Source organism: Paenibacillus sp. NPDC057886 (genome assembly GCF_042796655.1).
In the GTDB taxonomy this organism is placed as follows: Bacteria; Bacillota; Bacilli; order Paenibacillales; family Paenibacillaceae; genus Paenibacillus.
In genome coordinates this window covers 1-1,506 of sequence record NZ_JBHVMZ010000032.1, presented here as the reverse complement: position 1 = coordinate 1,506, position 1,506 = coordinate 1, and the positions used below count along the sequence as shown (strand labels likewise).

Genomic DNA, 1,506 nt, shown 5'->3' with positions numbered 1-1,506 from the left:
ACTCAACTTTCGCACCTAGAATATCGAGCTAACCCCCCTAGTGGGTGTAAGAACATTTCAACAAAACTAATTCTATTGACAAAAAACACCTCGCTTGTTTGGTATCATGGAAGTGCGACCAACCATGCCAACAAGAAAGGTGTGTAACCCTATGTTACAACAACATTCCCTGTCTGAACAGTCTCGTTTTTCCAAACTTTTTGCCACGCTTCGCATTGGGAAAGCTCTACGAAACGCAGGCATTTCCAAATCGTTCGGTCTTTCCAGTTTAGCGATTTTTCGGATCGTATTCTCGCTGGTCTTCGAAGGAAAGAACTGGTTTCGTCTTTTGGAGAGCGACCGCCGAGCAGACCTTCCAGGTAAAGATGTTATCTATCGGTTCTTGAATCAATCTTCTTTTGCGTGGCGGCGATTTTTGCAGACGTTAAGCCTTCGGATCGTACGCCATTTTGAATCGCTCATTTCCTCCAAACGGGTGCGTGTATTTATCGTTGATGATTCAGTACTCAGCCGAAACCGGAGTAAAAAAGCAGAGCTGCTGGCACGTGTGTTTGACCACTCTACAGGCAAATTTTCTAAAGGATACACCATGCTCACGCTCGGCTGGTCGGACGGTTTTAGCTTTGCTCCGCTGGATTTTGTAATGCTGTCCTCCGCGAAATTCGCCAATCGCTTATGTGAAATGGTTTCCCATCTTTCGAGACGTAGCCACGGGTACAAACGCCGAATGGAGGCTTTTTCCCGGAAGCCAGATGCGGTTGTGGGCTTGCTAGATCAGGCTTTAACAGCTGGCTTCACTGCGGACTATGTGTTGATGGACAGCTGGTTTACGCAAGCTCCACTGCTTCGGGAGCTCACGGACAGAGGTCTGCCTGTGATTGGGATGGTGAAAGAAATGAAGCAGCGATATCTCATTTCGGGACAGCGAATGACACTGGGAGAAGTGTTTCAAACCCTGCCAAAATCGAGTGCAAAAGACATCAAAGGCTCCGTGGTCGTGCATACTTCATGCGGTCTTCCTATGAAGCTTGTCTTTGTGCGCAACCGGAATAAAAAGCGGGAATGGCTTGCCATTTTAAGCACAGATGTCACGCTGGATGTGGCCGAAATTGTACGAATTTACGGCATGCGTTGGAGTATTGAAACCTTTTTTAAAGTCACAAAAAGCTATTTGAAACTGGGAACAGAATTTCAGGGGCGTTCTTTCGACCAATTGATTAGCCACACGACGGTTGTATTCAGCCGTTATTTGGCGATGGAATACGAACGGCGTGAATCCAGTGATGACCGTACACTCGGTGGACTCTTTTTTCTCTTTGCCGATGAAGTTCGCGATCTGGACTTCCAGACCGCGCTTCAGCAACTGATGAGATTATTTCTTGAAATGGCAGAGGCAAAAACGAAAAAGAACAAAACGGCCGTTTTTTGTCAACTACAAGAATGGATCTCTGGTTTACCCAGCTATATCAAGGGTTTGTTTGGAGATTTGAGCTGCGAAAGTTGAGT

General features: G+C 46.5%; 1 protein-coding gene. It reads left to right on the top strand.

Annotated features, from left to right (window positions below; translation table 11 throughout):
- Positions 1-151 precede the first annotated feature (151 nt).
- Complete coding sequence (locus ACFVQB_RS34370) at positions 152-1,504, top strand: IS4 family transposase (protein ID WP_379449866.1); 1,353 nt, start codon at positions 152-154, stop codon at positions 1,502-1,504.
- Positions 1,505-1,506 lie beyond the last annotated feature (2 nt).

Excerpts from the sequence above, each read along its gene's own strand:
- ACFVQB_RS34370 (WP_379449866.1), top strand. The coding sequence starts at position 152 with ATGTTACAACAACATTCCCTGTCTGAACAGTCTCGTTTTTCCAAACTT.